Below are 26,344 nucleotides of genomic sequence, written 5' to 3'. Positions count from 1 at the left end.
GAAGCCGGAGGGCCGGGAGGTGCCGTGTGACGGAGACCGAAGCACCGGACGAGCGGCGGGGCGGGTGGGCCGAGACCAGTGCTCCCGTGCACCCGCTGATCGCGGGCCGCTGGAGCCCGCGGTCGCTGGACCCGACGGCGACCGTGAGCGAGGAGGCGCTTCGCGCCCTCTTCGAGGCCGCCAGGTGGGCGCCGTCGTGGGGGAACACCCAACCAGCTCGCTACCTGCTCGGCCGGCGGGGGGACGACACGTTCGACCGGATCCTCCAGACCCTGAACCGGGGGAACCGGGGATGGGCCCAGTCGGCCGGAGCGCTCGTCGTCGGCGTCGCGACCGTGTTGGACGGCACCGGTCAACCCCTGCCCTACGCCGAGTACGGCCTCGGGTTGGCTACCCAGAACCTGGTCCTCCAGGCGGTCGCCGAGGGCTTGGTCGCCCACCAGATGGCGGGTTTCGACAGCGACGCCGTCGCCGAGCTGTTCGACATCCCCGACAGTCACGAGGCCCGGGTGGTCATCGCCGTGGGCCACCTGGCGGCCCCGGGAACCGGTGACCCGGTGACGAGGGAGCGGGACGCGCGTCCCCGGGTCCGCCGCGACCTGTCCGAACTCGTCTTCCACGGCGACTGGGCGCACCCGGCGTACCCGGGCGCCGACTGATCGCCAGTCCCGCGACCGCCTCGGGACCGGGTGGCTCAGCCGAAGATCTTCGCGGCGACGCCCATCACCAACACCCAGAACGCGGCGGCGAGCCCGTAGTCGGCCAGCAGTTGGAGAGTGGGGTTCCCCGCGTCGAGGAGGCCGGGGAAGAACAACGAGAGGAAGTCGGCCGCGTCGGCGACCGTCGAGACCAACTCCTGGTTCTCCCCCCAGCCGAACAGGGTGAAGACGATGTGCCCTACCAGGATGGCGGCCAGCGCGAAGCCGACGAGGTTGATCAGTGTCGCCACGGTCGAGGGACCGCGCTGTCTCCGTGCCGCCATGCCCACGAGTGTGCCGGGTGACGGGCTGCGAGGGAAGATCCGCCTCCCGCCGGCAGCGCCCTGTCCGGTGCCGGACGAGCGAGGGGGCCGTCCCCCGGCGAGCGGGCCGACGGGTCCGACCCGTCGGGGTGGCCGGGACGGACCGAGGAGGGGCTGGCCGGGTGGCGCCAGGGCCGAGGACGTCACCGGGTGGCGATGGGCTCGCCGGACCGACCCGCCACCCACTTCGAGGGGAGGCGCGAGCTCCCGTGTCGGACGCCGAGGACGGGAGGTCCAGCACCGCACCGGTGGGGACATCGGCTGGTGTGCTCTCCGCCACCCTCCCGCCCGGGCGAGGGGTTCCGCCGGCACCCTGAAGGCTGGTGGACGACGTGGCGGACAGCCTGGACGACCGTCCCCCCAGGTCAACGAGGTGAACGCCCAGATCGTGGACAGCCGGCTTCCGATCGGGTCCCGGTCGGGGTTAGGCTCGGGCCGTGGCTCGTGGCCTGCTGCTTCTCCGCCGCGACGGGGTCTGACCAGACCGGCTCCCCGGCGCGGAGGTTTGCCGACGCCGGTCGTCGCACACAGCACAGGCAGACAGAGGAGACCACGTGAGCATCCCCAGTTCCGACGCGTTGACGGCCGCCGCCAGCAGGCTCCGGACCCCGTCCCGCCCGGCCCCCGTCGGACAGCCGCACTGGAACCGCCAGCTCGGAAGCGCCATGCCCTTCCACCGGTACCGGCCCTTCGCCGAGCAGGTCGAGCCGATCTCCCTGCCCGACAGGACCTGGCCGGACCGGACGATCACCGAGGCACCGCTGTGGTGCGCCGTCGACCTGAGGGACGGCAACCAGGCGCTGGTCGACCCGATGTCCCCCGCCAGGAAGCGGCGGATGTTCGACCTCCTGGTGCGCATGGGGTTCAAGGAGATCGAGGTCGGGTTCCCGGCCGCCAGCCAGACGGACTTCGACTTCGTCCGGGAGATCATCGAGGACGAGGCCGTTCCCGAGGACGTCAGCATCCAGGTACTGACCCAGGCCCGTCCCGAGCTCATCGAACGCACCTTCGAGGCCGTGGCCGGTGCGCCGAGGGCGATCGTGCACCTCTACAACTCGACGTCCATCCTGCAACGCGAGGTGGTGTTCCGGAAGGACCGCGCCGGGATCAAGAAGATCGCGACGGACGGGGCGGAGACCGTGCTGGCCGTCTCCAGGAAGTACCCGGACACCCGGTTCCGCTTCCAGTACTCACCGGAGTCCTACACCGGCACGGAGCTCTCCTACGCCGTGGAGGTCTGCGACGCGGTCACCGAGATCTGGAACGCCACCCCGGAGAACCCGGTGATCATCAACCTGCCGGCCACGGTGGAGATGGCCACCCCGAACGTCTACGCGGACTCGATCGAGTGGATGCACCGGAACCTGGCCCGCCGGGACTCCATCGTGCTCTCGCTGCACCCGCACAACGACCGGGGAACCGGGGTCGCGGCCGCCGAACTGGGTTACCAGGCGGGCGCGGACCGGATCGAGGGTTGCCTGTTCGGCAACGGTGAGCGCACCGGGAACGTCTGCCTGGTCACGCTGGCCATGAACCTGTTCAGCCAGGGTGTCGACCCCCAGCTCGACCTCTCGGACATCGACGAGGTCCGGCGGACGGTGGAGTACTGCAACCAGCTCGCGGTGCCCGAGCGCCACCCCTACGGCGGTGACCTGGTGTACACGGCGTTCTCCGGCAGCCACCAGGACGCCATCAACAAGGGCTTCGACGCACTGCGCGCGGAGGCCGCCGCGGCCGGTTCCGAGGTGGACCAGTACCGGTGGGCGGTCCCCTACCTGCCCATCGACCCCAAGGACGTCGGCAGGAGCTACGAGGCGGTCATCCGGGTCAACTCCCAGTCCGGCAAGGGCGGGGTCGCCTACGTGATGAAGACCGAGCACCAGCTCGACCTGCCCCGGCGGTTGCAGATGGAGTTCTCCAAGCTCGTCCAGCGGGTCACCGACTCCGAGGGCGGCGAGGTCGACCCGAAGGCCATGTGGGACGTCTTCGCGACCGAGTACCTGGACGCGGTGACGCCGCTCCGGCTCGGGGGGTACCAGGTCCAGGGCGGCGGGACGAGCAAGATCGTCGCGGACGTGGTGGTCGAGGGCGAGGAACAGCAGATCACCGGTGCCGGCAACGGGCCGATCTCCGCCTTCGTGGACGCGCTGGCCACGGTCGGGTACGACGTCAGGGTCCTGGAGTACGTCGAACACTCGTTGTCCGCCGGCGACGACGCGAAGGCCGCCTCCTACGTGGAGTGCGCGGTGAACGACCGGGTCCTCTGGGGCGTCGGGGTGGACACCTCCACCGTGGCGTCGGCGCTGCGAGCGGTCGTCTCCGCCGTCAACAGGGCCAACCGCTGACGACGCGGGGTGGTCGGCCGCGAACCGGCCGACCACCCCCGCGCCTACCGCCTGCGGATCACTTCCACCAACGGACCGGCTCGGCGGAGTAGTCGGTGCCGGGCACCTCGTCCGACCGGTCGTTGCGCCAGATCTCGAAGCCCGCGACCTCGGTGGCCTCCGGGGCCAGCGAGATGTCACAGGCCTGGTAGCTGGCGCCGACCTCGGTGAAGTCGCCACCCGCGGACCCGCTGTCGCACTGGTCGAGACCGCCGAAGATGATGGTCAGGTCCTGGGCGCGGGAACCGTCGGGCAGGATTCCCCTGGTCCCGCCGACCGAGGCGTAGGCGAGGTCGTCGCCGCTCTCGTTGGTGACGGTGTACTTGAGGTAGTAGGGCACCAGGCCGGCGACCTGGTCACCCATGTCGAGGGGGTCGAGGTCGGAGGGCGAGCCCTGCTCGATCGCGTCCAGCGTGATGCTGATGACGCCGGTCGAGTCGGCGTACTTGAAGGGGATGTAGGCGGGCTCACCCAGCGCGAGCTCGGTGCCCTGCGGGGTGAACTCCCCGGAGAACTCACCGGCCGGCTCGACCGGGACGTCCGAGGCGTCGACCTCCTCGTCCTCCGCCACCTCGCTCTCGGGGGCGATCTCGGAGGTGGCCTCAGTCGGGGTCGAGGAACCCGCCTCGGCGTTGCCCTCCTCCGTGGAGGAACAACCGGCCAGCACCACCGCGGAGGCGGCGACCGCGACGAGGGGGGACCATGAACGGATTCGCAAGGGTGTCTCCTGTGTGAACCGCGCGCACCGCACCGGGGAGTCGCGAGGACTCCCCGGTCGGTACGACGATGCGAAAGTGGACCCCAGGGCACGAGTGAGTATGCCGTTCACACCCCTCACACACCCCCCGAATGGATGAATTTGTTGGCAAGAAAACCCGCGTCGCCCAGCGGGTGAAGGAGGGAACGCGGTGCGTGACCGGTTCCCGCCGTTCTTCCGAGCCGGGGTGGTGCGCTCCGGCGACTCGTGGTGATCGGACCGCTACCGCTCCTGGCGTACCATCGCCACCCAGCCGAACGAGCCTTCGGTCGCCGCCCACCCTCCCCGGACGTACGGTTGGCGCACCCGGCCCGCCGCTCCAACGAGGAGACGATGATGGACACCGGATCGGACGACGAGCTGCGCTGGTGGGTCAACTGCGTGGACTTCTCCGGACGCACGCGTCGGATCAGCGTCCTCGTCATGGGAGACCGGGTGGCCGTCGTCACCCCTCCCGGGGAGACGGCGGTGTTGAGCGCATCCGACGCGGCCCAGCTGGCGTTGGCCCTCGACAAGGCGGCGAGCGGTGAGCGGAACGCGACCGGGTCGCTGCCCACCCCTCGCCCGGGGCCGACCGAGGGCGGCTGACCCGGGGCCGGCCACCGCGCCGCCTCCGCGACCCACCTCGCGCGCCCAGGCTCAGCCCGCGACGCTTGTGTAGCTGGACAGCTACGTAGCTGTCGTGCTACTAATCGGTCATGACGCACGCGGTGTTCGAGGCTCTCGCCGATCCCACCCGCCGTCGGCTGCTGGAGCTGCTGGCCGACGGTGACCGCACCGCGGGGGAACTCGCGGGCGAGTTCAGCACGGCACGGCCCACCGTCTCCCGCCACCTGCGGGTACTGCGGGAGGCGGGCCTGGTGGGCTGGCGGTCCGAGGCCCAACAACGCGTGTACCACCTCGTCCCGGCCTCGTTGGCCGAGGCCGGGGACTGGGTCGACCGGGTGCGCGACCGGTGGTCGCGCCGACTGGACCAGTTGGAACACCATCTCGACCGGCTCGCGGCCGAGTCGACCCACGGCAGCACGCCGACAGCGGACTGAGGAGTAGGACGTGGAGCACCAACGACGGACGACGGACCCCCGGGACCTCGCGCCTCCCCCGGAAGCGGGAACGCTCGGCCTGGGGGATGACGGGGCCTGGCAGATCCTGTTCCGGCGGCACCTCGCCCACCCGATCGACCGGGTGTGGGCCGCCCTGAGCCAACCCGAGCACCAGCGGGAGTGGCTTCCCGGCGTGCGGATCGAGGTCCGGCCGGGCGGGTCCGTGCTCTTCGACTTCGGTGACGAGGGCAGCGCGGAGGGCACCGTCGCAGTGGTCGAGGCTCCAACGCTGCTCGAGCACAGCTGGTGCTGGTCCGACGAACCGCCCTCGACGGTGCGATGGGAACTCGCGACCGCCGCCGACGGGGGAACGGAGCTCGTACTCCGCCACCGGGCGGTGGACCAGGGGCCGGCGGCCGACTTCGCCGTCGGCTGGCACGGCATCCTCGACGGCCTCCGCGCGCACCTCGACGGGGGAACCGCCAGCACCGACCACGCCGCGCTCGACGTCTGGTACCGGGCGGCCGCCGCGCGGTCCTGAGGCGACCTGCCCGGCGAGGACATCCTCTCACTCGGTCAGGTGATAGTCCTCGACTCGGTGCTCGACCACGGGTATCACGGCCGTGTGCACTGTGGACCTGCCACCCACCGACGACCCTGGTCACCACCGTCCCGACGGCGTCGGGACCGGGACCGATGACCGCGCGCGTGGTGCTGGTCTCCGGCGCCTTGACCCGCCCTGATCGGACCTACGCCACCCTGGCCGCCGAGTTGGCCGAGCGCCACCTGGAACCCACGGCCATCCCGTGGGGCCCGGCGTGGCGCTCGGCCGACACCCTCGCGGCGTACGGGGTGGCGGACGAGGCCCGTCTCGTGGAGGACCACCTGGACCACTTCGACGGGCCCGTGTCGGTCGTGGGCCACTCCTGCGGCTGCCTCGCGGCGATCCTCTTCGCCCTCGCCCGCCCACATCGGGTGACCAGTCTGACGTTGGTGGACATCGCGTGGCTGGGCAACCGTCCCCGGTGGCCGGGTCAGGCGGAGTTCACCGCCGAGATGGACCGGATCGCCGCTCTCCCCCCGGCCCGGGTGGGCCCGGCCTTCGCGGCCGCGTTCTCCCCACCCGGCCCCCGGCCCGCATCCGCGCCGGCGGTCCCACCCCCCGAGCTCGGACGTCTGGTGACGGAGGCGCGGGTCGGCTGGACCTCATGGCGCCGGGACCCGCTGGAACCGGAGCTCGACCGGCTGACGATGCCGGTGCACCTGCCCTTCTCCACCTCGAGCCCGACCTGGATGCGCGCCGTCGCCGTCGCGCTCGCGGCCCGCCTCCCGAACGCGACCAGCTCGCGACTACCGGGAACGCACCTGAACGTCGTGAGCCGGAACGCCGGGCGGATCGCGTCGTGGATCCACCGGCACGTCGCCACGTCCGCCGGAGCCCCGGCGACGGGTGTCGGCCGGGGCGGACCCGAGGGCCGCGCGCCCGGCCCTCGGTCCCCGATCAGGGTCCCAACACCTCCGTGACGGAGGCCGGTCCCGCCGCGGAGGACGACGTCACCCCCGGCAGGCCGGTCGTGGCGTCCACCGCCTCCGCGGCCACCGCGTGCCGGGCGATTCGCCCGTCCCGGATGTCCTCGGCGAAATGGCAGGCCACCCGGTGCCCTGGTGCGACCTCGCGCAGCGCGGGGCGCTCGGTGTCGCACCGGTCGGCCTGCCGCCAGGGGCATCGGGTGTGGAACCGGCAGCCGGGCGGCGGCGCGGCGGGCGACGGGAGATCACCGGACAGGAGGATGTGCTCGCGGCGGTCCTCCAGCTCCGGGTCCGGCACCGGGACCGCCGACAGCAGTGCTCGGGTGTAGGGGTGGAGCGGTTCCTGGTACAGGGCGTCGGAGGATGCCTCCTCCACCAGCCCACCCAGGTACATCACACCGATCCGGTCCGAGATGTGCCGCACCACGGCGAGGTCGTGCGCGATGACCAGGTAGGTCAGGCCGAACTCCTCCTGGAGGTCCCCGAGGAGGTTGATGACCTGCGCCTGGACGGACACGTCCAGTGCCGACACCGGCTCGTCCGCCACGACCAGGTCGGGGTTGACCGTCAGCGCCCTGGCGATCCCGATCCGCTGCCGTTGACCACCGGAGAACTCGTGCGGGTACTTGCGCAACGCCGTCTCGGGGAGGCCGACCGCTGTCAGGAGCTCCCGCAGCCGCCGGTCGGTGGCGACCCGGTCGGTGTCCAGGCCGTGGGCCCGCAGCCCCTCCACGAGGATCGACGCCACCGACTGGCGCGGGTCCAGCGAGGACATCGGGTCCTGGAACACCATCTGCATCCGACGGCGCATCCGCCGCAGCGGCTCCCCCTTGAGGGTGGAGAGGTCCACTCCGTCGAAGACGACACGCCCCCCGATCTGGTCGACCAGGCGCAGCAACGCCCTGCCCAGGGTCGACTTCCCACACCCCGACTCGCCGACGAGCCCGTAGGTCTCGCCCCGCCGGATGCGGAGGTCGACGCCGTCCACCGCGTAGACGTGGCCGACGGTGCGGTCGAGGAAGACGCCGCGCTTGATCGGGAAATGGACCTTGAGGTCCTCGACCTCCACCAGCACCCGGTCCTCCTCCGAGGCCACCGTGCTGGCGTTCGCCGACTCGTCGTGTGCCGCGCTCACCGGGCCGGCACCTCCTCACTGGGTGCCGGTCGCCCGACCGGGTTGTGGCATCGCAACAGCCGTTCGCCCTCCCGGGTCATCTCCGGACCGCGCTCGACGCAGGCGTCGACCGCGTTCGGGCACCGGGGGGCGAACGCGCACCCACCCGCCCACGGGATGTTGTCCGCGACCGAACCCCGGATCGGGGTCAGCCGCTCCCCCCTGGGCGCGTCGAGCCGGGGGATCGAGGCCAGCAGACCCGCCGTGTAGGGGTGGCGGGGCTCGGCGAACAGCTCGTGTCGCCCGGCCCGTTCGACGATCCGACCGCCGTAGAGCACGTTGACCTCGTCGCACATGCCGGCCACGACACCGAGGTCGTGGGTGATCATGATGAGGGCCGTTCCCGTGTCCCGGACCAGCTCGGAGAGCAGGCTGAGGATCTGCGCCTGGATGGTCACGTCGAGAGCGGTCGTGGGTTCGTCGGCGATCAGCAACCGGGGTTTGCAGGCCAGCGCCATCGCGATCAGCGCCCGTTGGCGCATCCCACCGGACAGCTGGTGCGGGTACTCCTTCAACCTGCGGCCGGGGTCGGGGATGCCGACGCGTTCCAGCAACTCGGCCGAGCGGAGCGCCGCCTCCCGGCGCCGCAGGCCCTCGTGCCGCTCCAGCACCTCGCTGACCTGGACCCCGATCGGGATGACGGGGTTCACCGAGGACAGCGGGTCCTGGAAGACCATGCCCAGATCGCGACCGCGGCGGTCGGCGAGCTCGCGGTCGGAGAGCCGGAGCAGGTCCTTCCCCTCGAACTCGACCGTGCCGCCGACGCGCACCCCGCGCTGGGGGAGCAAGCCCATGATCGCCAACGAGGTCACGGACTTCCCACAGCCGGACTCGCCGACCAACCCCACCATCTGCCCAGGGCTCACGTCGAAGCTGATGCCGTCCACCGCGGCGAAGGGATCCTCACCCTTGCGCTGGAACACGACCGAGAGATCGCGCACTTCGAGCAGCGCCATGTCTACCGCCGCCTCTTCGGGTCGAGAGCGTCCCGCAGCGACTCGCCGACCAGCGTGAAGCCGAGGGCCACCACGATGATGCAGGCCGCTGGCCAGAAAGCCAGGTGCGGATGGGAATCGATCACGTTCTGGGCGTTGCCGAGCATCTGCCCCCACTCGGGGACCGAGTCGTCGGCCGCCCCGAGCCCCAGGAAGGACAGCGCCGCCGCGTCGATGATGGCCACCGCCAGCACCAACGTCGACTGCACGATCACCGGGCCCAGGGCGTTGGGCAACATGTGGCGGAACACGATCGACCGCTGCCTGACGCCCAGCGACCGGGCCGCGAGCACGTGGTCGCTCTCCCGCTGCGCGAGCATCGTGCCCCGCAACAGCCGGGCGAAGACCGGGATCTGCACGATCGCGACCGCCAGGATCACGGTGAACTGGGTCTGCGCGGAGAACAACGCCCCGATGGACACCGCCAGCAGCAGCGACGGGACCGAGAGCATCACGTCCACGATCCGCATGACGAGGGAGTCCACCCACCCGCCGAAGGCCCCGGCCAGGGTACCCAGGGTCAGGCCCCCGCCCAGACCGATCACGGTCGCCAGCACCGCCACCAGCAGGGTCTGCTGGGAACCCAGCAGGACTCGGGAGAAGAGGTCCCTGCCGTGCTGGTCACCGCCGAAGGGATGCCCCTCCTGCGCCGGCGGGATGCTGTTCGTGGCGCGCGACACCTGGTCGGCGAGCATCCGCACACCCGGGTCGTGCGGGGCGATCAGCGGGGCGATCAGGGCGAGCAGCACGAACAGCCCGATGATGGACGCGCCCACCAGGAAGACGGGGTTACGGCGCAGCCGACGCCAGGCGGAGGCCGCGAGGCTCACCCCGGTCTCGGTGGCGCTGGACTCCGCGAGCGAGTCGATCCGCTCCTTGCGACTGGTACCGATGGCCATCAGCGTGTCCTGATCCGTGGGTCGATAGCGGCGTAGGACAGGTCCACGAGCAGGTTCACCAGCACGTACGTCATCGCGGACGCCAGGATCACCACTTGGAGCACCGGGAAGTCCTTGCGTTCGAAGCCCAGTGCCAGCGCTTGGCCGAGCCCGGGGATGTTGAAGACCCGTTCGGTGAGCACCGCACCGGAGAGCAACGCCCCGGTCTGGAGGCCGATCGTCGTGACCACCGGCAGCATGGCGTTGCGCAGCACGTGCCGGCGTCGGATCACCGCCCCGGCGAGCCCCTTCGACCTGGCGGTGCGCACGTAGTCCTCGTCGAGGACGTCCAGCACGGCGGCCCTGGTGATCCGGAAGATCACCGCGAACGGGATGGTGGAGAGGGCGATCGCCGGCAACAGGAGGTGGACGAACGCGTCGAGGGCCGCGTCCCACTCCTGCGTCAGGATGCCGTCGAGGACGTAGAAGCCGGTGACCCTGGTGGCGTCGATACCCCCGGTCTGGCGCCCGGACGCCGGGAGCCAACCGAGCTGGACGGCGAAGATCCACTTCAGCAGGAAGGCGAGGAAGAAGACCGGCACCGCGATCCCGACCAGGGACCAGGTGATGCTCAGGTTGTCCAGGATCCGGCCGCGTCGCCGGGCGGCCAGGTAGCCGAGCGGGATCCCCACCGCGATGGCGATCAGGATGGCCAACACCGCGAGTTCCAGCGTGGCCGGGAAACGTTGCAGGAAGACGTCCAGCGCGGGTGTCCCCCGCTGGACGCCGGTCGAGGTGCCGAAGTCGCCGCTCAGCGCCCGGGCCACGAACCTCCAGTACTGGAGGACGATGGGCTGGTCGAGCCCGAGGTCGGCGCGCAGCGCCGCCTCTGACTCCGGCGTGGCCCGGTCTCCCAGGAGGGCCGAGACCGGCCCTCCCGGGAGCGCCCTGAGCCAGGCGAACAGCAGCACCGACAGGGCGAGAACGACCAGCATCAGCTGTCCGAGCCGCCGTACGGTGTAGCGCAGCACGAGGGTTCCTTGTGGTGGGAGCGATCAGATCCGGTGTCGGTGGCTCACTCCACGGTGATCGTGTTGAACTCCTCCGCGGTCAGCGGACTCGTCACCAGGCCCTCGACGTGCTCGGCCACCACGATCGCCGGCGGGGAGTGGGAGATCGGGATCGCGGGCAGCCACTCGCTCATCAGGTTCTCGTTGATCTCCTCGTACAGCCCGGTGCGGATCTCCTCGTCCGGCTCGGAGTCGGCCGCCGCGAGGTCGTCCGCCAGCTGCTGCCCCCAGTCGGACTCCCCGGTGTAGAACTGCCCCTCGGTCGAGCTGAAGAAGGAGCCGAGGAAGTTGTCGGCGGTGTTGTAGTCACCGGTCCAGCCGAGCAGGAACAGCGGGGCGTTGCCCTGGTTGGACTCCTCGATGTACCCGCCGGCCCACGGACGGCTGACGGCGTTCACCGTGATGCCGACGGCCTCCAGGTCCTGGGAGATGGCGTTGAAGATGCCCTGGGGGTCCGGCAGGTAGGGGCGGGTGACCTCGGTGGGCCACCAGAAGTCGACCGTCAGGTCCTCGTGACCGGCCTCGGCCAGCAGCTCCTCGGCGAGCTCCGGGTCGTAGTCGTAGGTCCGCACGTCGGCGGACCAGCCCTCGACGCTGTCCGGGTAGAGCTGGGTCGCCACCTCGGCGCCGTCGGGAAGGGTCGAGCTGACCAGGCCCTCCCGGTTGATGGCGTGGGCGAGGGCCTGCCGGACCCGCAGGTCGCGCAGCGCCGGGTTGTCCTTCTGCGAGATGCCCAGGTACAGGATGTTGAACGGGTCCCGGACCTCGACCTGGAAGCCCTCGTCCCGCAGCTGCTGGTAGTCAGCGGGGTTGGGCAGGTCGTACCCGTCGATGCCGCCGGACTGGAGCTCCTGCTTGCGGGCGGTCTCGTCCGGGATGATCCGGAAGATCAGCCGTTCGATGTTCGCCTTGCCGTCCTCGTCCCAGTACTCCTCGTTCCGGGTCAGCTCGATCGTGCCGTTGCCCTCGTCGTAGGAGGAGAAGACGAAGGGGCCGGTCCCGGTCGGGTGCTCCCTGGCGTACTCGGAGAACACGAAGCTGTCACCCTCGGCCCGCACGTCGTTGGCCGAGTGCTCCTCCAACGCCGTCGGCGACTGCATGGAGAAGGCTGGCAGCCCGAGCAGCGACGGGAACTTGCCCGTGGCCCTGGTCAGGGTGACTGTCGCCGTGTGCTCGTCGTCGACCTCGCACGACTCGTACAGCGAGGGCGTGGCGCCGTCGGAGAAGCCGCCGAAGTTCTGCTTCCAGTAGTAGGACAGGGCCTCGCTCTGGCCGGCGCCCTCCTGGGTGTACCAGCGCTCGAAGTTGTAGCAGACCGCGTCCGCGTCGAAGGGGGTTCCGTCGTGGAAGGACACCCCCTCCTGGAGGGTGAAGGTCCACTCCAGGCCGTCGTCACTGGACTCCCAACCCGTGGCCAGCTCGGGAACGACGTCGACATCGCCCGGCGCGAAGGTGACCAGGCCCTGGAAGATCTGGCGCGCGACGCGGAACGTCTCACCGTCCGAGGCGTAGAAAGGGTCGAACAGCGCCGGGGCGCCGGCCGCACCGAAGGTGAAGGTGCCACCCCCGGAGCCCGAACCTCCGTCGTCGCCGCCACCGTCGCCCCGCTGGGACTCGGCGCAGGCGGACAGGGACAAGGCCACAGCGCCCGCGACACCCACGGTCGTGAGTCGCCGGAGCCTGGGGTTCAGGGCCCTTTTGGATACGGCCATCGTGCACCTCAGTCGTTGACGGTTACTGACGGATTGATGGCAGACCCTAACGGGTTATGGACAAGAATCGGACGTGTCACGGATCACGATCGCGCAACCAGCACGGGGGGTCACGAAATCGCAAAACGACGTCACGGGTTCGTCATCTGGACGTGAGCCCGTTCACGGGTCGAATCCCGGCGGAACCACTCGGTTTCCACCCGCTGCCATTCCACCAGGTGAGGGCGTGTTCCCGCACCGTCCCGGGCGACCGCCCGCTCCAACCGAACGGCGGGGTCGGGATGCTCCACCCAGACCAGGAGGCTCGCCCGATCCGCCACCTCGACCCGAGCCGAGGAGACACCCTCCAGCACCAGCACGTCCGGTGGCGGCACCTCCAGCCACGCCCCGGGAACGGGCTCACCGCCGCGCCACTCCACCCGCTGGTAGCGGGCGACCTCGCCCCGCTCCAGCGGGGCGAGCACCGCCCGCTCCAGCCGAGGCCACCAGCCCACCGGTTCCGACCAGGTGGCGAAGTGGTCCGTGGGCACGACGTCGATCCGCACCCCCCGCTCCCGGCCGAGCCGGACCAGGTCCTCGGCCAGCGTGGTCTTGCCGCTCCCCGAGGGACCGTCCACGGACACCAACCTGGTGCGGCCGAGTCGTGGAGGACGGGACAGCACCCTGTCCAGCACCGCACGAGCGTTCGCCGACCCCGTCACCGCGCCCCCCGCCCCCGGTGAACGACGCGCGGAACCGACGTGGCCGCGACCCGTCGACCGGGCACTCCGGAGGGGATCGGCAGGACTTCGCTCCAGGCAGGGCGGCAGGAGCCGCCAGCCGGCGGACGGGAGCGCCGGCGCACCGAGGCACCGTCCGGTGCGGCTCGCACCCGGTCCTCCGCGCCGCCGACGGCCAGGATCACACCGACCGGCGCCCGGACAGCGCGCGGCCGAGAGTCAGTTCGTCGGCGAACTCCAGGTCCCCACCCATCGGCAGCCCGGAGGCCAGCCGGGTGACCGTCAGCCCGGGGAAGTCCCGCAACATCCGCACCAGGTAGGTGGCGGTCGCCTCCCCCTCGGTGTTCGGGTCCGTGGCGATGATGACCTCGGTCACCTCCGCACCGCCGTACTGCCCACCGATCCGGCCCAGCAGCTCCCGGATGCGCAGCTGGTCGGGCCCCACCCCGGACAACGGGTCCAACGCCCCACCCAGGACGTGGTAGCGCCCCCGGTACTCCCGGGTGCGCTCCACCGCGAGCACGTCCTTGGGCTCCTCGACCACGCACACCAGCGCCGCGTCCCGGCGGGCGTCCCGGCAGATCCGGCACGTCGCCTGCTCCGACACGTTGCCGCAGATGTCGCAGAAGGTGACGCCCTCCTTCACCCTTTGGAGGACCTCCTGGAGCCGGGTGACGTCGGCGGGCTCGGCGCCGAGCAGGTGGAAGGCGATGCGCTGCGCGCTCTTGGGACCGATTCCGGGCAACCGCCCGAGTTCGTCGATCAGGTCCTGGACTGGGCCCTCGTACACTCCACCGTTCCTTGCCTCGCCGCTCCGGCCGTCGTCACAGCCCGGGGAAACCGGGCAGCGCGGGACCGCCGGGGCCGCCCAGCCCGAGCCCTCCCATGTCCCCGAGGCCGCCGGCCACCGGGCCCAGCTTGCGCTGCGCCAGCTCCTGCGCCTCCCGGTTGGCGTCGCGGACGGCCGCGACCACCAGGTCGGCGAGGGTCTCGGTGTCCTCCGGATCGACGGCCTTGGGGTCGATGACCAGGTTCTGGAGCTCTCCGGAACCGTTCACCGTGGCCCGCACCAGGCCACCACCGGCGGTGCCGGTCACCTCGGCTTCGGCCAGCTCCTGCTGGGCCTCCATCACCTGCTGCTGAAGTTTCTGCGCCTGCTGGATGATCTGTTGCATGTTCGGCTGGCCACCGGGCTGCACCATGGCTCCTCTCGACGGAGGTCGTCGGTCTCGCGTCGCCGCAAGCCTAGCCGTCCCGCCGGGTGCTCGGACGAGCCGCGCCGCCCCGGGGGCTCGCCGAGGAACTCAGGTCACCAGGCGCCCGCCCAGCTGTTCGGACAGCAGCTGGATCGCCGTCTCCTGCGGGTCCCGAGGCGGTCGCACGTCCCGGGGGTCGTCCGGTCCCTCCGGGCCCTCCGCGCCGGGGCCGCCCGGGACGGCCGTGCCCCCCGGGGGCACCGCGACGTCGGTGGCTGGCGTGTGGCCGTTGGACCTCGGCGCAGCCCCTCGAGCTGGGCTCGCCGCCCCGGCGGGCGGGTCCGGGTCCGGCGGTTCCGGTTCGTCGGGTTCCGGTGGCAGGGGGATGTCGTCCTCGGCGGTCACCGCCCGGGGCGCCGGACGCGCGGTCTCGGTCCGCCTCGGTGGAGTCGGCTCGGGAGCCCGACGCGGCGGTTCGGGGTGCCGGGCGGGCGCCGGGGCCGGCTGGTGACCGGTGGCGGGCGAAGCGCCGCCACCCTGTCCGAGCCGGGCCGCCTCCTCCGCCGACACGCAGCGGACCCGCCAGTCCCCCCCGAGCACCTCGCGCAGGGCGGTGGCGATGATCTCGCTGTTCCTGGTGTCGGAGAGTCGGCGGACCAGCGCCGACGCCGGGTGGGTGAACACCACCTCGCCGTCGGCGACCGAGTGCGCCACCGCGTCGGTCAGCATGGCGCCGAGGCTGCGGCTGTGGTCCCGGACCTTGGAGAGCAGGGTGGGCCACATCTTCCGGACCGTGGCGACGTCGACGGTGTCCCGTGCCGGGGCCGGAGCCACCGGGGCGGGCGGCGGGGCGGCGGGGCGGGTCTCCTCCGGTGGGGCCGGGGCGGCCGCCTCCGGGGTGCGCGGGGGCTCCGGCCGCTGGGCCTCCTCGTGGCGCTCCGCCGTCGACGGCGGCTGCGCGGGCGCCTGGCTGGGCCGTTGGAACGCTCTCCGGGGCGGCGCCCCCTCCTCGTGGGCGGCGGGGAGGGACGGGGTCGGCGCGCTCCCGGGAACCGGGGCCGCCACGGCTCCGCCGCCCGCCGCCAGGCGTTGCTCGACGGCCTCGACCCGCTGGAGCAGTGCCCGCCCCGAGGACTCCGCCGCCGGCAGCAGCATCCGGGCGCACAGGAGTTCCAGGAGGAGCCGGGGCGAGGTGGACCCGCGCATCTCCCCCAGCCCCGAGTGCACGATCTCGGCGAACCGCGTCAGGGCGGCCGGTCCCAACCGTTCGGCCTGCCCGGTCATGGTGGCCAGCCCGTCCTCGGGCGCGGACACCAGGCCCCGGTCGGTGGCGTCGGGGACGGCCCGGAGCAGCAGGAGGTCCCGGAACCTCTCGAGCAGGTCGGTGGCGAACCGCCGGGGATCGTGCCCCGCCTCGATGACCTGGTCGACGGCGGCGTAGACACCGGGGGCGTCCTCGGCGGCCAGCGCCTCCACCATCGAGTCGATCAGCGCGACGTCGGTGACGCCCAGCAGGGCGATCGCCCGCTCGTAGGTCACACCCTCCGCCCCCGCGCCGGCCAGCAACTGGTCCATCACGCTGAGCGTGTCCCGACCCGAACCACCGCCGGCCCGGACGACCAGCGGGAACACCGGCGGTTCGACCGCCACGCCCTCGGCCGAGCAGATCGACTCCAGCAGGTCGCGGACCACCGCCGGCGGCATCAGCCGGAACGGGTAGTGGTGGGTCCGGGAGCGGATGGTCGGCAGGACCTTGTCCGGTTCGGTGGTCGCGAACACGAAGACCAGGTGGTCCGGAGGCTCCTCCACGATCTTCAACAGGGCGTTGAAGCCCTGGGTGGTGACCATGTGCGCCTCGTCGATGATGAAGACGCGGTAGCGGGACTCGGCCGGTGCGTAGAACGCACGGTCGCGCAGTTCCCTCGCGTCGTCCACACCACCGTGGCTGGCGGCGTCCAGCTCGACCACGTCCACGTTCCCCGGCCCCTCCGGAGCCAGGGCCACGCAGGAGGAGCAGGTTCCGCACGGGTCGGCGGTCGGTCCCCGAACGCAGTTCAGCGACCGCGCCAGGATGCGGGCGCTGGAGGTCTTGCCGCAGCCCCTCGGCCCCGAGAAGAGGTAGGCGTGGCTGATCCGCCCGGCGTTGAGCGCGGTGCGGAGCGGGTCGGTGACGTGTTCCTGGCCGACCACCTCGGCGAAGGTCGCCGGGCGGTACCTGCGGTAGAGAGCCAGTGCCACACCAAGAGGCTACGCAACCGCACTGACGGCCAGCTCAGGGGCCGGGTCGGGGGCGGCCCCGGGCACAAGGGGACCCCGTGCACCCGCCAGAGCCCGCTTACCCTTGCTGCCTTCCGGCCCTGGGGGAGTTCACAGGATGGACGCCGCACGGGGTCCACGGTCAGTGTAGTGGACGGCCGGCCACGTCTCCGGCGGGGGGCCGTGAGGCGCGAACCGGGGCCCGCCCCGCCCCGCGACCGGGGGCGTCCTGCCAGGAGGGCTCGCCGTGGACCTCCAGGACCACCAGTCCGTCGGAGGTCGCGGTCTCCCCTCGCATCCGGGCCGCCTCCCCCTGCGGTACCTCGCAGCACCGCACCGGTCGCCCATCCCGGAGCAGCGGCATCCGGACAGGGGTCGCCGCCGTGTACGCCAGGACGGACAGCCCCTCCCCCTCGCCGTCCACGGTCACCAGGCCGGTGCGCAACCACACGAGCCGGTACCGCTCACCCCGGCCCTCGCAGCGGTCGAGCACGCGGATCTGCTCCCTGGTGGCGAGCCAGACGAAGTGCCGCTCACTGGTTCCGGGGGCCGCCGCGAGGGTGGCTGGTCGCTGTTCGTCGACCACCCGGAACCCGGAGGCCCACACCGCCGCCAGCCCGCTGCACCTCGCGCGCAGGGCCACCACCGGCCCGGCCAGGCCGAGGGAGGTCCGCAGCCAGCCGATCTTGCCGGGGCACGCGTTGGAGCCGTAGGTGAGCACCGGGAACCGGGCGGACGTCGGCTCCACGCCCCGGGAGGCCAGCCAGTCGTCGAGGTCGGTCCACGCCGGGCGCACCCGCCATCCCGCCGCGGCGCCCGGGTCGCTGGACAACGGGTAGCAGACCCCGTCGGCGGAGACGAAGGAGCAGGGGGGACGAGCACCCGGGTACGGGCGGGCCGGGAAGTCCGATTCGGCGAACGGTATGTCCACGGTCTCCTCCGAGGCGCCGGAACCGCGATTCGGATCCGGTGCCGACCGGCGGGCCGGGATCCCGGCGGAGCGCGGAGCCGACATGACGCACCCGAGATGCGGATGGGAGGGGGCGAAGCCGGGGTGACCCCCGTAGGACGAGGTTACGCACGAACACGAAAGGGGGGCCAGGTCGTGAGCGACCCACCGCCACCGATGTCCTCCCTTCGGGGCACTCGTTCCGTGGCACCGGGTCCACCCCGCCCCGGCCCGGCGTGCGGGGCCGGTGGACCGGGACCACCGAGGTCACCGAGCGGCGGCGTCTCCTCGCACGGGGAGGGGCCGCCGGCAGGCGGAGCCGGACCCGCGCGGCGCCCGGCGGACGGGACGGTGTGCCCGCTCCCCGCCGCGCGCGAGCCGCTCCCCATCCCCGCCCGGGCTCCGCGCACCGCCCTGTCCCGAGGACGGGAACCCCTTCGTGTAAGCTCTGCGGCGGAGGATTCGCCTAGCGGCCTAGGGCGCACGATTGGAAATCGTGTTGGGGCTCAAACCCCTCACGGGTTCAAATCCCGTATCCTCCGCTCCAGGAAGAAACCCCCGGTCACCCGGGGGTTTCTTCGTGTTCGGGGGGCCTCGTGGCCCGCTTCGCGGTGCACCGCCTCCCACCGCAGCCCGCTCGCCCGGTCGGCTCGCCGTCACGGGGCCGGCTCGGGTGGCTCACCGCCCGGCCTCCGGGACGGTGGGGCCGCTCCCGTCACGTCCGCCCGCGCGGAGCCCCGCCGTTCGCCGGCGGGCGCATCCGTCGCCCCCACGCGTGCCCGGCGAACGGCGACGGGTCGCCCGGTCGCGTCCGCGTGGGTGCCCCGCGCGCACCCGGCCCTGGTCGTCGCACGATCCACACCGCTACCGGGACGAGGCGTCGGCGTCGCCCGTCCGGCCCGGAACCGGGCGATCCGCCGGTTCCGGGCCTGGTCGTGGTCAGCTCGTCGTCCCGGTCCCTTCGGAGTCCGGGGAGTTCGCCTCGCCGCGCTGGCGTCGGGCGAAGTACGCGGCGGCCCCGCCCACGGCGAGCAGGATGACCGCGCCGGTGATCAGGGGGAGCACCCCGCTGAGGCCCGTGCGCGCGAGGTCGTCGCCACCAGCGGCGGGGGGAGGTCCGTCCCGGTGGTCCCCGGCCCCGCCACCGGGTTGGTCGGGCCGCTCCGGCGACCTGGTGTCACCGCCCTCGCCCGGCGGCCGGCCGCCACCGTAGTACCGCGCGTCCTCGGCCTCGTCCACCGCCGGGTCGCCGGACAGCGGTCGGAACGCCACGACCTGGGGATCGTGGTCGCTGGCCTGGTCGGCGAACTCGGCGTTGACCCGGACGGGCTGGTAGTCGGCACGGTGCGCCAACGCCCCGGCCACCAGGATGTGGTCCAGGGACTGCGAGTTCCCATCGAACACGTACCCGTAGCGTTCGGTGGGCGGGAGGTCCACCAGAGGGTTGTGCAGGCGCCCGCCCTGCGTGAGGGTGGTCAGGACGGGGGAGAACTGGAAGTCGTTGAGATCCCCCACCACCAACAGGTTCGCGGAGGGGTCCTTCGCGTGGAGCGCGTCGCCGAACTGGCGCACCAACGCCGCCTGTTCCAACCGCTGGATCTCGGAGGTCCGGTTCGGGGGCTGGAAACGGCCGTGCAGCGACTGGTCCCCGCCCTTGGAGTTGAAGTGGTTGGCGACCACGAACACGTCCCGGTCCTCGAAACGGAACTGACCGACCAGGGGCTTGCGGCTGCTGTCCCAGGCCGGGCTGTCCGGAGCGATCCGGCCCGGTGAGACGGAGAGCCGTGCGGCGCCGTCGGCGTCGGACTCGATTCGGACGGCCGTCGTGGCGTCCCCGCCGGGGGTGTCCACGAAGGACACGCGCTCCGGGTTGAACAGGAAGGCGTTGCGGATGTTCCCACCGGGTTGGCCGCCGTCCTCCTTGTCCTCGGGGTTGATCTGCCGCCACTCGTATCCCGGGCCGCCGGCGGCGCGGATGGCCTCGACGAACTGGTCGAGGGTCCGGTCGGCGTCCACCACGCCGTCGTCCGTCGGTCCGGTGTTGTCCTGGATCTCCTCCAAGGCGACGATGTCAGGCCCGTCCAGGTACTCGGCGACTCCCGTGGCGAGTCGGTCGAACTTCGTCTGGTCGTCCGAGGGGGACAGGTTCTCCACGTTGTAGGTCGCGACCGTGAGCTCCCAGTCCCGAGCCGGGCGCACCGCGTCCCGGGTGAGCCCGTTGTCGACGTGCTCGCCCAGGGTGGTGGCCCTGATCAGGTAGCCGCCGTACTGGGAGTACCAGAGCGGCCCCTGGGTCGTCCCACGCAGTTCGTCCCCGACGTTGGCGATGGGGAACGGCCGTTCCGAGAAGGGGATGAGCGACTCGATCTTGAGCCGACCGGTGTTGGAGTCGCCGTACCCCTGGTACACCGTCCCGCCCCTGGCACTGCGGTTCTGGGCCGGCTTGGTCGTCACCCACAGCGCGTTGTAGGCGTCGGTTGGGCCGACCACCGGCGCGTCGTCGACGCGCAGCAGCATGCCCTCACGGGAGGCGTAGTAGTCGAGGGCGTAGCGCTCGGGGTCCAGCTCCAGGTCCTCGATGCTGCCCCCGGAGGCGTCGGGGGCGAGCGTGGTCGGCACGGTGCTCGGCGTGACCAGCTCGGCCTCCGGCAGACCGTTGCCGCTGGAGACGACCTCCCAGGAGGCACGTTCCAGTTGGGTGAGCGACTGGTTGGCGCTGGACGCGCCGCCCTGCCGGTACTGCACGACGGTTCCGCTCACCAGGACCTCGTCCCCGACCGCCAGATCCGGGGTGCGGTCGGAGGTGAAGACGAAGAGCGCCTCGCTCGTCCTGGGGTCACCGTCGGGCTCCGGGTCCTGGAACCAGAACCCCCGGGCGGAGCCGAAGGCGTTCACCGCCGTGACGATGCCGGGAACACCGCTGACCTGGCTGCCGGTGTGCGGGGAGACCCGCGTGGTGCCCTGGATGTCGTGGATGCGGAGCTCACCGGGCTCACCGGGCTCACCCGGCGGGTTCCCCGGTTCCCCTGGCGGCCCGGGGGTCTCCCCTGAGGCGTTGACCGGGTTCGGCTCGCCGGCGGTGAAGTCGGCCGCGTTGTCCCGGGTGTCGGTGAGGTCACCGTCCCTGGCCACCGACCTCGTGTTGCTCGCCCCACGCGCCGGCTCGCCGTTGCGGACGACCGCGTCGCCGTAACCGACGAGATCCACGATGCGGGCGTCGGCCGCGCAGTCCGCCGGGGTGAGGCAGTCCAGTCTCTCCGTGCCGTTCACGAGGGCGATGGTGCCGGCGGTGGCGGACATCGCGATGTCGCCGCGCGCGTCGGGGGTGGGCAGCTCGACGGAGCCGGAGTTGCCCCTGGCCTGGCTCACGAGGAAGTGGCCGCCGGCGGGGATCTCCCCGACGAGCGGGGTGTGCTGCCACTGGCTGGTGGGACGCGGAGTGCCGGGGAGGTACTGGACGGACCAGCCGTCCACCGTGACCGGGTGGTCCCCCGGGTTGCCGAGTTCGACGAAGTCGGTGGTGAGTGTCGCGCCGGAGTTGCCGCCACCGCCGTACACCTCGGAGATCAGCGCGCCGGCGGGGGCCGGTTCCTCGGCCGCGCGCGCGAGGGGTTCGGTCGGCAACGTGGCCAGCCCCGCCCCGGCGACGAGCGCCGTGAGCGCGGCGACCGCGCGTCTCGGCGCCGGTAAGGATGGGAAAGTCACTCGTCCTCCAACATCGGATGCGTTCGTGCATCCTCACCCGGACGAGTTAACTGCGGGAAGACGGCATGGAAAGGTCGTTGGCGGGTCGAGGCCCTCGGGTCCGGGGGACGACCGTCCTGGACGGAGCCGACGGTCGTTCCGGGCGCTCCTGAGGGGACGGACGGCGCGGGTAGCGGGCGCGCTCCCCCGCCCGTTCCGCGAAGCCGCGGTGGCCGGCGGGGCCCGAGCGCCAGCCCAGGGTCCGGCCCGGTCCGCCCGAGCGGCGGGCGGCCGGGGTCGGCGCGGGTCAGGGCGTCAGAAGCGGGCCACGACCTGGTTGTCCTCGACGAGGACCTCGTAGTCGACCGGTTCGGTTCCCGGCCCCGCCGGCAGGGCGATCGTGAGCTCCACCGTCCCGTGGGACGCGTCGTTGACCACGACACCCCGCACCCACGGCAACTCGTACCCCCTCGGGCCGAGGGTGCCGGTCACCGGAGCGGCGACGTAGACGTGCAGGAACTGGGTCCGCCCGTCGGCCGCCATGCCCGGGACCGGCTCCGCTGAGCCGCCCCAGAGCGGCGGTTCCGCGTCGAGCTGGTGTCCGATGACCTCGGGCACCGCCGTCCGGAACGCGAGCACCACCTGGTCGCAGCCGTTCTCGCTGACGACCTGGAACTCGTGGGTGCGCGGTACCTCCACCCGGGGCACCGGGTGGGTGTCGCAGCCGGCGGTGGGTGCTCCGGCACCGGGTGGCACGGGGTCCACCGAGCCGTTCCCCGTCGGGGCGGATGTCCCCGGCGGCTCGGTCGTCATGGTGGGGTGCGGGGTGGGTTCGACCTCGTCCGGCGTCGTCGTTCCCGCCGTGGGCGCCGGGCCCTCGGACGGGACGACGTCCTCCTCCGTCCCACAGGAGACGATCAGCAGGGCGGACAGGACGAGCACGGACAGACCGCGGGTGACGGACATCAACGCCCACCTCACTTCGGTGCGGACACCGCCGGCGCGCACGCGGTGTTGGGTGTCCGGTGTGGACCGGCCGGGGTTCGCCGCCGGCACCGGTACCGGTCCGCGTCCACGCGGCCGTTCGCCTTCGGAACTCCCAGGTGACCCGTGGAGGAACGGCCTCCCTGGTGCCGGGCCGCCGCCGTGTCCTTCCGTGCGGGGCCCGTGTCGATCGCTCCCCCGTGCAGACTCCCACGTCGCCGCGGCGGGGGCATACCGCCCAACAGGTGGCCGCCGGCCCTCCACCAGGTGATCCTCCGGTCGTCCTGCCGGGCGCCGGCTCGGGACGCGGGTTCGGAGGGCGTGGCCGGACCGTTCAGCCCCCTCCCACCTCGCAGGGACCTCGCGGTCGTGGCGCCATCAGGCCGTTGGCCGGGCCGGGGCCGAGGACGGCGCCGAGGACGGGGAACGGAGGGGCAGCACCTCCGGACACGCGAAACGCCGGTCCACTTCGAACGTGGTGGACCGGCGTTCTCGCTGGTTGCTGGCGGTAGCGGTGGGATTCGAACCCACGGTGGGCTTGCACCCACACACGCTTTCGAGGCGTGCTCCTTAGGCCGCTCGGACACGCTACCGTGACGAAGGATATCCGATTGCCGTTCCCACCCGAACGCCCCCCTCCCCTGGCGGCGGTGGGGCGGTCCCACCACGCCTCGCGAGTGGTCCACGGGACCACTCGGGCCGGGAGGGATCAGCGCCAGGCTCGCATCACGACGGCCAGGCGCGTCCTGGCCCGGGCGAGGCGTCCCCGGACGGCCTGCTCGGACGCGCCGACCACGGCGGCGATCTCGGCGTGCGACACCCCGCCCACCTCGGCCATCAGCCAGACCGCCCGTTGCGGCGAGGGCAGCGTCTCCACCGCCCGGTAGAGGGCGTCGACCCCCGCCGAAGCGGTCGCGGCCCGCTCCGGGTGGAACCGACCATCCACCTGGGCGGTGGCGATGGCCGTGGTCCCGGACTCCGGGATCGTGGCCAGCGGGTCGGTGCGCCGGTCACGCCGCTTGCGCAGGATCGCCAGGCACTGCCGGTGAGCGATGCGGAACAGCCACGTGCGCACCGCACCCGGGTCGGCCAGCTCACCGACCCGGCACCAGACCGTCGCGAAGACGTCCTGCGTGACGTCCTCCGCCTCGCCGCGATCACCCAACATCCGGAGGGCCATCCGCGACACGCGGCCCGAGTAGCGTCGCACCAGGATCTCGAAGGCGTCGGCGTCCCGACCCGCGATGCGGAGCGCCAGGGCGGCGTCCTCGACCTCGTCGGCACAGTCGTTCCACGCCTCGGTCATCCACACCCCCGCAGACGATGGCGCCCAGCCGGGCCCTGCTCGTTCGCCGCCCACCCCGCCGGGCCCACACGCGAGCGATGGGCCCGCCCCTGGGGGACGGGCCCATCGTGGCAGCGTTCGCACTGGTTCGCCGTTCGAGCGGGGCGGGCGGGCGGCTCCGTCGGCCATCGGCCGGGGCCGCACGACAAACGGTCGGTCGTCGACCCGTTCCCGTTCATCCGTCGAGGCGAACCTCAGTCGTTCCCGCCGAACTTCTTCTTGGCGTCGTCCACCGCACCAGCGGCGCGGTCCTTGGCGTCCTCCCCGGTCTTCTTCACCTGACCGGACAGTTTGTCCTTCTTGCCGGAGTTTTCCACTTCCTCGTTGTCGGTCGCCCGACCGAGGGCCTCCTTCGCCTTGCCCGCCAGCTCCTGGGCTCCGTGCTTGGCCTTGTCGAAGACGCTCATGGAACTCTCCCTCCTGGAGTCGCGGCCCCTCCCGCACGTCGTCGCGTCGAAGTGAGGCGGCTCCCCCTTACCACGGGGCACACTGTTGGCTCCCCCGTTCGTGGCGTCGCTCTCTGACCTGAGGATGCCCACCGCCCCACCCGCCACACCTAGTTGTGCCCCAGGTCACACATCATCGCCACGGTGCTCGCGGAAGAAGTCGTCCAACAACCGCGCGCACTCCGCCGCCAGCACCCCGCCGACGACCTCCGTCCGGTGCGGCACCCGCGGGTCCCGCACCACGTCCCACAGCGACCCCACCGCGCCGGTCTTCGGTTCCCACGCCCCGAACACCACCCGCGAGACCCTGGCCAGCACCGCGGCCCCGGCGCACATCGCGCACGGTTCGACGGTGACCCCGAGCGTGCACCCCGTCAGCCGCCACCCGTCGCCGTGCACGGCCGCCGCCCGCCGCAACGCGAGGACCTCGGCGTGCGCGGTGGGATCGCCGAGTTCCTCCCTCGCGTTGTGCGCGGTGGCCAGCACCCGCCCAGTGGGATCGAGGACGACGGCGCCGATGGGCACGTCGCCGGCGGCCTCCGCGCGGAGGGCCTCGGCCATCGCCGCCCTGACCAGCTCCTCGTCGGCAGGGCGGGTGAAGGGTCTAGGGAACACGGTCGAGGTCGGCCATCACCGCGTCGTACTGGTCGGCGAAACCGCACCGTTGGGCAATGATCCGCAACTGCTCCTCGGGGTAGCGGTCCTCCTCGACCACCACCACCATCTCACCGGAGGGCATCCCGAGATCGGCGAGGAGGCCGAGGTCGCCCTCGGGCCACATCTCGTCGTCGTCCTCGTCGGGCGGGTCGATGCGCAACAGGTCCAGCACGTCCGCCGCGACGTCGTAGTAGAGAGCGGCGGCCGAGTCGGAGAGCAGGAGGTCCACTCCGCCCGGGCCGGGTCGAACGATCAGGAAGAATTCGTCGTCGACGTTGAGCAGCCCGAAGACCGCCCCCGTCGACCGCGTGGCACGCAGCTCGGTGATGGCCCTGTCCAGATCCGACAGCGCCCCGTCGGACATCCGCCGACACCGCCACTGGCCGTCCTCCCTGAGCACGGCCAACGCCACACCCGAGAGCGGCTCCTCGACCTCCATGTCCCCACGGTATTCCCTTCGGCCCGTCGCCGTCGCACCGTTCACCTGAACACGACGCCGGGCAGGTGACCGACAATGATCGGGTGACTCCGATCTGCGTACTCGGCCTGGGACTGATCGGCGGCTCGGTGCTGCGCGCCGCGACCGCCGCCGGACGAAGCTGCTGGGCGTCCACCGCGTCCCCGGTGGACGCCGAGGCGGCGACCGCCGAGGGAGTCGACGTCCTCCCACCCGCGACCGCGCTGCGCCGGGCAGCCGAGGAGGACGCCCTCGTGGTCGTCGCCGTCCCGCTCACCTCGGTCCCCGAGGTCCTCCGGCTCGTCGACCAGCACGCTGGCGGCTGCCGACTCACCGACGTGGTCAGCGTCAAGGAGCCGGTGCTGCGGGCTGTCGAGTCGCACGTGCCGGGGGTGAGGTACGTCGGCGGGCACCCGATGGCGGGCACCGCCTCCTCGGGCTGGCATGCGGGGGACGCCGGCCTGTTCACCCAGGCGGCCTGGGTGGTCACCACCGACGAGGCGGACCCGGCCGTCTGGGCGGAGGTGGCGAGCCTGGCGCTCGACTGCGGCGCCGAGGTCGTTCCCGCGCCGGCCCGGGAACACGACGCGGCGGTGGCTCGGGTCTCCCACCTGCCCCACCTGCTGGCCGAGGTGCTCTCGGCCGTGGCTGAGGACGGTGGTCCGCTGGCGGCGACGCTGGCCGCCAGTTCCTTCGCCGACGGCACCCGGGTGGCCGGGACCAGGCCCGGCCTGGTCCGCGCGATGTGCGAGGGGAACCGGGACGCGTTGCTGACGGCGCTGGACGACGCGCTCGGCCGGCTCGGTGTCGCGCGGGGCGCGCTGGCGACCACGGGTTCCCTCCGGGCGGCGGTCGAGGACGGCCACCGAGCCCACGTCCGACGGCAGCGGGCCGGGGAAACCCCGACCATCGCGTTCGAGCTCCCCCTGGATCGGCCCGGTGCGCTCGACGAACTCGCGGAGCTCGGCAGGGGTGGAGCACGCGTCACCGGCCTGGCCGGCGGCCTCGTCAGCGGCCGGCGCCCGGACCCGGCTGGTTGAGGCCGTGCGCCGGACCCCGCGCGTTCGGGGGTACCGAGCGCCTGCGA

25 protein-coding genes, 2 tRNA genes and 1 other RNA gene are annotated in these 26,344 nt (G+C 72.4%); 8 read left to right on the top strand and 20 right to left on the bottom strand.

Annotation, left to right across the window (positions count from 1 at the left end; all coding sequences use genetic code 11):
* Nucleotides 1–26 precede the first annotated feature (26 nt).
* A complete protein-coding gene (locus ACOJVX_RS01075; RefSeq protein WP_026417678.1) occupies nt 27–659 on the top strand; it encodes a nitroreductase family protein in 633 nt (210 codons plus the stop codon).
* Nucleotides 660–694: 35 nt separating this feature from the next.
* Here the strand turns inward: ACOJVX_RS01075 and ACOJVX_RS01070 are convergent, their stop codons facing one another.
* Nucleotides 695–982, bottom strand: coding sequence for a hypothetical protein (locus ACOJVX_RS01070; RefSeq protein ID WP_026417679.1), 288 nt, complete (start codon nt 980–982; stop codon nt 695–697).
* A gap of 593 nt (nt 983–1,575) precedes the next feature.
* On the opposite strand from ACOJVX_RS01070, the gene leuA reads away from it, so the two are divergent.
* A complete protein-coding gene (gene leuA, locus ACOJVX_RS01065; RefSeq protein WP_211237463.1) occupies nt 1,576–3,366 on the top strand; it encodes a 2-isopropylmalate synthase in 1,791 nt (596 codons plus the stop codon).
* 58 nt (nt 3,367–3,424) lie between these two features.
* On the opposite strand, the gene ACOJVX_RS01060 is transcribed toward leuA, so the two are convergent.
* Nucleotides 3,425–4,123 carry a hypothetical protein gene (locus ACOJVX_RS01060; RefSeq protein WP_051313500.1) on the bottom strand — a complete coding sequence of 233 codons (699 nt, stop codon included), beginning with the start codon at nt 4,121–4,123 and terminating at the stop codon, nt 3,425–3,427.
* A gap of 375 nt (nt 4,124–4,498) precedes the next feature.
* Between ACOJVX_RS01060 and ACOJVX_RS01055 the strand changes: the two genes are divergently transcribed.
* The 4 genes from ACOJVX_RS01055 (at nt 4,499) to ACOJVX_RS01040 (ending at nt 6,729) form a co-directional block, all read left to right on the top strand.
* Nucleotides 4,499–4,750 (top strand): hypothetical protein, encoded by a 252-nt coding sequence (locus ACOJVX_RS01055; protein WP_418154575.1) that lies wholly within the window; start codon nt 4,499–4,501, stop codon nt 4,748–4,750.
* A 110-nt stretch (nt 4,751–4,860) separates the two neighbouring features.
* Entirely contained in the window at nt 4,861–5,205 is a 345-nt protein-coding gene (locus ACOJVX_RS01050) for a metalloregulator ArsR/SmtB family transcription factor (RefSeq protein WP_026417682.1), read from the top strand.
* Between the two features lie 10 nt (nt 5,206–5,215).
* Entirely contained in the window at nt 5,216–5,746 is a 531-nt protein-coding gene (locus tag ACOJVX_RS01045) for an SRPBCC family protein (protein WP_103055846.1), read from the top strand.
* 155 nt (nt 5,747–5,901) lie between these two features.
* A complete protein-coding gene (locus ACOJVX_RS01040; RefSeq protein WP_026417683.1) occupies nt 5,902–6,729 on the top strand; it encodes an alpha/beta fold hydrolase in 828 nt (275 codons plus the stop codon).
* Here the strand turns inward: ACOJVX_RS01040 and ACOJVX_RS01035 are convergent.
* From ACOJVX_RS01035 to ACOJVX_RS00985, 11 genes are all read right to left on the bottom strand, one after another.
* The gene (locus tag ACOJVX_RS01035; RefSeq protein ID WP_418154582.1) at nt 6,707–7,831 is read right to left on the bottom strand and encodes an ABC transporter ATP-binding protein; all 1,125 of its coding nucleotides are present in this window, start codon (nt 7,829–7,831) and stop codon (nt 6,707–6,709) included. The two genes, ACOJVX_RS01040 and ACOJVX_RS01035, sit on opposite strands and share 23 nt — an antisense overlap.
* Before the next feature lie 35 nt (nt 7,832–7,866).
* Nucleotides 7,867–8,865, bottom strand: a complete 999-nt coding sequence (locus tag ACOJVX_RS01030; protein ID WP_026417685.1) for an ABC transporter ATP-binding protein — start codon at nt 8,863–8,865, stop codon at nt 7,867–7,869.
* A 2-nt stretch (nt 8,866–8,867) separates the two neighbouring features.
* Complete coding sequence (locus ACOJVX_RS01025) at nt 8,868–9,803, bottom strand: ABC transporter permease (RefSeq protein WP_026417686.1); 936 nt, start codon at nt 9,801–9,803, stop codon at nt 8,868–8,870.
* Complete coding sequence (locus ACOJVX_RS01020; protein WP_026417687.1) at nt 9,803–10,813, bottom strand: ABC transporter permease; 1,011 nt, start codon at nt 10,811–10,813, stop codon at nt 9,803–9,805. Before ACOJVX_RS01020 ends, ACOJVX_RS01025 begins: the two co-directional genes overlap by 1 nt.
* 44 nt (nt 10,814–10,857) lie before the next feature.
* Nucleotides 10,858–12,564 carry an ABC transporter substrate-binding protein gene (locus ACOJVX_RS01015; RefSeq protein WP_026417688.1) on the bottom strand — a complete coding sequence of 569 codons (1,707 nt, stop codon included), beginning with the start codon at nt 12,562–12,564 and terminating at the stop codon, nt 10,858–10,860.
* A gap of 131 nt (nt 12,565–12,695) precedes the next feature.
* Complete coding sequence (locus ACOJVX_RS01010) at nt 12,696–13,238, bottom strand: uridine kinase family protein (protein WP_026417689.1); 543 nt, start codon at nt 13,236–13,238, stop codon at nt 12,696–12,698.
* Nucleotides 13,239–13,464: 226 nt separating this feature from the next.
* Nucleotides 13,465–14,073: a recombination mediator RecR gene (gene recR, locus ACOJVX_RS01005; protein WP_016697683.1), complete on the bottom strand. Its 609-nt coding sequence runs from the start codon at nt 14,071–14,073 to the stop codon at nt 13,465–13,467.
* Nucleotides 14,074–14,107: 34 nt separating this feature from the next.
* Nucleotides 14,108–14,485 (bottom strand): YbaB/EbfC family nucleoid-associated protein, encoded by a 378-nt coding sequence (locus ACOJVX_RS01000; RefSeq protein WP_016697684.1) that lies wholly within the window; start codon nt 14,483–14,485, stop codon nt 14,108–14,110.
* 102 nt (nt 14,486–14,587) lie between these two features.
* Nucleotides 14,588–16,717 carry a DNA polymerase III subunit gamma and tau gene (locus ACOJVX_RS00995; RefSeq protein ID WP_422647172.1) on the bottom strand — a complete coding sequence of 710 codons (2,130 nt, stop codon included), beginning with the start codon at nt 16,715–16,717 and terminating at the stop codon, nt 14,588–14,590.
* 64 nt (nt 16,718–16,781) lie between these two features.
* Nucleotides 16,782–16,876: signal recognition particle sRNA small type (ffs, locus tag ACOJVX_RS00990), an RNA gene on the bottom strand.
* Nucleotide 16,877: 1 nt separating this feature from the next.
* Nucleotides 16,878–17,666, bottom strand: coding sequence for a hypothetical protein (locus tag ACOJVX_RS00985; RefSeq protein ID WP_103055848.1), 789 nt, complete (start codon nt 17,664–17,666; stop codon nt 16,878–16,880).
* A gap of 473 nt (nt 17,667–18,139) precedes the next feature.
* On the opposite strand from ACOJVX_RS00985, the gene ACOJVX_RS00980 reads away from it, so the two are divergent.
* Nucleotides 18,140–18,226 (top strand) — tRNA-Ser (locus ACOJVX_RS00980).
* Between the two features lie 397 nt (nt 18,227–18,623).
* On the opposite strand, the gene ACOJVX_RS00975 is transcribed toward ACOJVX_RS00980, so the two are convergent.
* The 7 genes from ACOJVX_RS00975 to ACOJVX_RS00945 all read right to left on the bottom strand — a co-directional run bounded on the left by ACOJVX_RS00975 (nt 18,624) and on the right by ACOJVX_RS00945 (nt 25,239).
* Nucleotides 18,624–21,389, bottom strand: coding sequence for an endonuclease/exonuclease/phosphatase family protein (locus tag ACOJVX_RS00975; protein ID WP_422647171.1), 2,766 nt, complete (start codon nt 21,387–21,389; stop codon nt 18,624–18,626).
* A 294-nt stretch (nt 21,390–21,683) separates the two neighbouring features.
* Nucleotides 21,684–22,334 carry a hypothetical protein gene (locus ACOJVX_RS00970; RefSeq protein ID WP_418155668.1) on the bottom strand — a complete coding sequence of 217 codons (651 nt, stop codon included), beginning with the start codon at nt 22,332–22,334 and terminating at the stop codon, nt 21,684–21,686.
* 521 nt (nt 22,335–22,855) lie between these two features.
* A tRNA-Ser gene (locus tag ACOJVX_RS00965) sits at nt 22,856–22,945 on the bottom strand.
* 116 nt (nt 22,946–23,061) lie between these two features.
* Complete coding sequence (locus tag ACOJVX_RS00960; protein ID WP_026417693.1) at nt 23,062–23,658, bottom strand: RNA polymerase sigma factor; 597 nt, start codon at nt 23,656–23,658, stop codon at nt 23,062–23,064.
* Between the two features lie 233 nt (nt 23,659–23,891).
* Nucleotides 23,892–24,104: a CsbD family protein gene (locus ACOJVX_RS00955; protein WP_026417694.1), complete on the bottom strand. Its 213-nt coding sequence runs from the start codon at nt 24,102–24,104 to the stop codon at nt 23,892–23,894.
* A 165-nt stretch (nt 24,105–24,269) separates the two neighbouring features.
* Entirely contained in the window at nt 24,270–24,704 is a 435-nt protein-coding gene (locus tag ACOJVX_RS00950; protein WP_026417695.1) for a nucleoside deaminase, read from the bottom strand.
* A 43-nt stretch (nt 24,705–24,747) separates the two neighbouring features.
* Nucleotides 24,748–25,239, bottom strand: a complete 492-nt coding sequence (locus ACOJVX_RS00945) for a tRNA adenosine deaminase-associated protein (protein WP_026417696.1) — start codon at nt 25,237–25,239, stop codon at nt 24,748–24,750.
* A gap of 65 nt (nt 25,240–25,304) precedes the next feature.
* Here ACOJVX_RS00945 and ACOJVX_RS00940 point away from each other — a divergent pair, with 65 nt between their 5' ends.
* Nucleotides 25,305–26,297 (top strand): prephenate dehydrogenase, encoded by a 993-nt coding sequence (locus tag ACOJVX_RS00940; protein ID WP_422647170.1) that lies wholly within the window; start codon nt 25,305–25,307, stop codon nt 26,295–26,297.
* Nucleotides 26,298–26,344: the final 47 nt, after the last annotated feature.

This window comes from Actinoalloteichus caeruleus, assembly GCF_049311605.1.
In the GTDB taxonomy this organism is placed as follows: domain Bacteria; phylum Actinomycetota; class Actinomycetes; order Mycobacteriales; family Pseudonocardiaceae; genus Actinoalloteichus_B; species Actinoalloteichus_B caeruleus.
Note: the sequence above shows the minus strand (reverse complement) of the source record. Positions and strands in the feature narration are given on the sequence as shown.

Coding starts and splice junctions, on each gene's coding strand:
- ACOJVX_RS00970 (WP_418155668.1), bottom strand. CDS start 22,334: ATGTCCGTCACCCGCGGTCTGTCCGTGCTCGTCCTGTCCGCCCTGCTG.
- ACOJVX_RS00945 (WP_026417696.1), bottom strand. CDS start 25,239: ATGGAGGTCGAGGAGCCGCTCTCGGGTGTGGCGTTGGCCGTGCTCAGG.
- ACOJVX_RS01040 (WP_026417683.1), top strand. CDS start 5,902: ATGACCGCGCGCGTGGTGCTGGTCTCCGGCGCCTTGACCCGCCCTGAT.
- ACOJVX_RS01050 (WP_026417682.1), top strand. CDS start 4,861: ATGACGCACGCGGTGTTCGAGGCTCTCGCCGATCCCACCCGCCGTCGG.
- ACOJVX_RS01055 (WP_418154575.1), top strand. CDS start 4,499: ATGGACACCGGATCGGACGACGAGCTGCGCTGGTGGGTCAACTGCGTG.
- ACOJVX_RS01070 (WP_026417679.1), bottom strand. CDS start 982: ATGGCGGCACGGAGACAGCGCGGTCCCTCGACCGTGGCGACACTGATC.
- ACOJVX_RS01015 (WP_026417688.1), bottom strand. CDS start 12,564: ATGGCCGTATCCAAAAGGGCCCTGAACCCCAGGCTCCGGCGACTCACG.
- ACOJVX_RS00960 (WP_026417693.1), bottom strand. CDS start 23,658: ATGACCGAGGCGTGGAACGACTGTGCCGACGAGGTCGAGGACGCCGCC.
- ACOJVX_RS00955 (WP_026417694.1), bottom strand. CDS start 24,104: ATGAGCGTCTTCGACAAGGCCAAGCACGGAGCCCAGGAGCTGGCGGGC.
- ACOJVX_RS01025 (WP_026417686.1), bottom strand. CDS start 9,803: ATGGCCATCGGTACCAGTCGCAAGGAGCGGATCGACTCGCTCGCGGAG.
- ACOJVX_RS01000 (WP_016697684.1), bottom strand. CDS start 14,485: ATGGTGCAGCCCGGTGGCCAGCCGAACATGCAACAGATCATCCAGCAG.
- ACOJVX_RS01030 (WP_026417685.1), bottom strand. CDS start 8,865: ATGGCGCTGCTCGAAGTGCGCGATCTCTCGGTCGTGTTCCAGCGCAAG.
- ACOJVX_RS00950 (WP_026417695.1), bottom strand. CDS start 24,704: ATGGCCGAGGCCCTCCGCGCGGAGGCCGCCGGCGACGTGCCCATCGGC.